We start from the raw sequence: 3,423 nt of genomic DNA, 5'->3' as shown, positions 1-3,423 counted from the left end.
TTTTGACGATTCGAACTCATGTTGTTTCAAGTCTTTAAGAGCAAACGGTGGATGCCTTGGCATCTGGAGCCGAAGAAGGACGTAGCAATCTGCGATAAGCCTCGGGGAACTGATAAGCAAGTTTTGATCCGAGGGTGTCCGAATGGGGAAACCCCGCTGGGCGGCGTGCCGACCTAGTGACTCCCGCCTGAATATATAGGGCGGGTAGAGGGAACGTGGGGAAGTGAAACATCTCAGTACCCACAGGAAGAGAAAGCAACCGCGATTCCGTTAGTAGTGGCGAGCGAAACCGGATCAGGCTAAACCGAGTGTGTGTGATATCCGGCAGGAGTTGCATGTTCGGGGTTGTGGGACTCACCAGTCATCTCTGCCGAGGTGGCGACGTTACAGAAGCGTATAGACGAACGGTCTTGAAAGGCCGGTCATAGAGGGTGCCAACCCCGTAGTCGAAATGCGTGTTCTGGCGTGGAGAGTATCCCAAGTAGCACGGGGCCCGTGAAATCCCGTGTGAATCTGTCAGGACCACCTGATAAGCCTAAATACTCCCAGATGACCGATAGCGGACAAGTACCGTGAGGGAAAGGTGAAAAGTACCCCGGGAGGGGAGTGAAATAGTACCTGAAACCGTTTGCTTACAAACCGTTGGAGCCTCCTTAGTAGGGGTGACAGCGTGCCTTTTGAAGAATGAGCCTGCGAGTTAGCGATATGTGGCGAGGTTAACCCGTGTGGGGTAGCCGTAGCGAAAGCGAGTCTGAATAGGGCGATTCAGTCGCATGTCCTAGACCCGAAGCGAAGTGATCTATCCATGGCCAGGTTGAAGCGCGTGTAAGAGCGCGTGGAGGACCGAACCCACTTAGGTTGAAAACTGAGGGGATGAGCTGTGGATAGGGGTGAAAGGCCAATCAAACTTCGTGATAGCTGGTTCTCTCCGAAATGCATTTAGGTGCAGCGTTGCGTGTTTCTTGCCGGAGGTAGAGCTACTGGATGGCCGATGGGCCCTACAAGGTTACTGACGTCAGCCAAACTCCGAATGCCGGTAAGTGAGAGCGCAGCAGTGAGACTGTGGGGGATAAGCTTCATAGTCGAGAGGGAAACAACCCAGACCACCATCTAAGGTCCCTAAGCGCGTGCTAAGTGGAAAAGGATGTGGAGTTGCTGTGACAACCAGGAGGTTGGCTTAGAAGCAGCCACCCTTGAAAGAGTGCGTAATAGCTCACTGGTCAAGTGATTCCGCGCCGACAATGTAACGGGGCTCAAGCACGCCACCGAAGTTGTGGCATTGACATTATTGGTAGGCCTTCGTGGTCCAGCCGTGTTGATGGGTAGGAGAGCGTCGTGTGGCCAGCGAAGCGGCGGTGTGAACCAGCCGTGGAGGCTACACGAGTGAGAATGCAGGCATGAGTAGCGAAAGACGTGTGAGAAACATGTCCTCCGAAAGACCAAGGGTTCCAGGGTCAAGCTAATCTTCCCTGGGTAAGTCGGGACCTAAGGCGAGGCCGACAGGCGTAGTCGATGGACAACGGGTTGATATTCCCGTACCGGCGAAGAACCGCCCAAGCTAATCCAGTGGTGCTAAGTATCTGAATCCTCATGACCGGATCCCTTCGGGGTGATGGGGTGAGGCCTAGCGTACGACCCCATGCTGGTGCGGTTAGCGTATTAACAGGTGTGACGCAGGAAGGTAGCCCAACCCGGGCGATGGTTGTCCCGGGGCAAGTGCGTAGGCCGACTCTTAGGCAAATCCGGGAGTCACATAGGCTGAGACACGATGCGGATAAAAAGTGGGTGATCCTATGCTGCCGAGAAAAGCATCGACGCGAGGTTCTAGCCGCCCGTACCCCAAACCGACTCAGGTGGTCAGGTAGAGAATACCAAGGAGATCGAGAGAATCGTGGTTAAGGAACTCGGCAAAATGCCCCCGTAACTTCGGGAGAAGGGGGGCCATCCGCTTATTAGGATTTACTCCGAAAGGGCGTGGTGGCCGCAGAGACTAGTGGGTAGCGACTGTTTATTAAAAACACAGGTCCGTGCCAAGTCGCAAGACGATGTATACGGACTGACGCCTGCCCGGTGCTGGAAGGTTAAGAGGACCGGTTAGCCGCAAGGCGAAGCTGAGAATTTAAGCCCCAGTAAACGGCGGTGGTAACTATAACCATCCTAAGGTAGCGAAATTCCTTGTCGGGTAAGTTCCGACCTGCACGAATGGCGTAACGACTTCCCAACTGTCTCAACCGCGAACTCGGCGAAATTGCATTACGAGTAAAGATGCTCGTTACGCGCAGCAGGACGGAAAGACCCCGTGACCTTTACTACAGCTTGGTATTGGTGTTCGGTGTGGCTTGTGTAGGATAGGTGGGAGACTATGAAGCGGATACGCCAGTATTCGTGGAGTCATTGTTGAAATACCACTCTGGTCACTCTGGATATCTAACTTCGAACCGTGATCCGGTTCAGGGACAGTGCCTGGTGGGTAGTTTAACTGGGGCGGTTGCCTCCCAAAAAGTAACGGAGGCGCCCAAAGGTTCCCTCAACCTGGTTGGTAATCAGGTGGCGAGTGTAAGTGCACAAGGGAGCTTGACTGTGAGACTGACAGGTCGAGCAGGGACGAAAGTCGGGACTAGTGATCCGGCAGTGGCTTGTGGAAGCGCTGTCGCTCAACGGATAAAAGGTACCTCGGGGATAACAGGCTGATCTTGCCCAAGAGTCCATATCGACGGCATGGTTTGGCACCTCGATGTCGGCTCGTCGCATCCTGGGGCTGGAGTAGGTCCCAAGGGTTGGGCTGTTCGCCCATTAAAGCGGTACGCGAGCTGGGTTTAGAACGTCGTGAGACAGTTCGGTCCCTATCCGCTGCGCGCGTAGGAAGTTTGAGAGGATCTGACCCTAGTACGAGAGGACCGGGTTGGACGAACCTCTGGTGTGTCAGTTGTTCCGCCAGGAGCACCGCTGATTAGCTACGTTCGGGATGGATAACCGCTGAAAGCATCTAAGCGGGAAGCCGGCCTCAAGATGAGACTTCCATGGACCTTGTGTCCGAGAGGCTCCCAGTAGACGACTGGGTTGATAGGCCAGATGTGGAAGCACGGCAACGTGTGGAGCTGACTGGTACTAATAAGCCGATGACTTGATAACACCTGACATCAGTTCGAATTTCTGATGCTCCGCGTCCACTGAGTGGTTCTCGATGTACGGTCGAGAACCGCAAACGAAAACACAAACTTTTCGTTATGCAACGATTGAAACATCAATAGTGTTTCGGCGGCCATAGCGTGAGGGAAACGCCCGGTCACATTCCGAACCCGGAAGCTAAGCCTCACAGCGCCGATGGTACTGCAGGGGGGACCCTGTGGGAGAGTAGGACACCGCCGGACTCCTTTTAGTCAAAATGGCCACCCAAAGCAGGGTGGCCATTTTGCGTTAACA

2 rRNA genes are annotated in these 3,423 nt (G+C 54.3%); both read left to right on the top strand.

From position 1 onward, the window contains the following. The first annotated feature begins 24 nt into the window (after positions 1–24). A 23S ribosomal RNA gene (locus KHB019_RS15070) occupies positions 25–3,132 on the top strand. A gap of 122 nt (positions 3,133–3,254) precedes the next feature. Then, positions 3,255–3,371 (top strand): 5S ribosomal RNA (rrf, locus tag KHB019_RS15065). Positions 3,372–3,423 lie beyond the last annotated feature (52 nt).

It is taken from the genome of Microbacterium sp. KHB019 (assembly GCF_037285405.1).
GTDB lineage: Bacteria > Actinomycetota > Actinomycetes > Actinomycetales > Microbacteriaceae > Microbacterium.
Note: the sequence above shows the minus strand (reverse complement) of the source record. Positions and strands in the feature narration are given on the sequence as shown.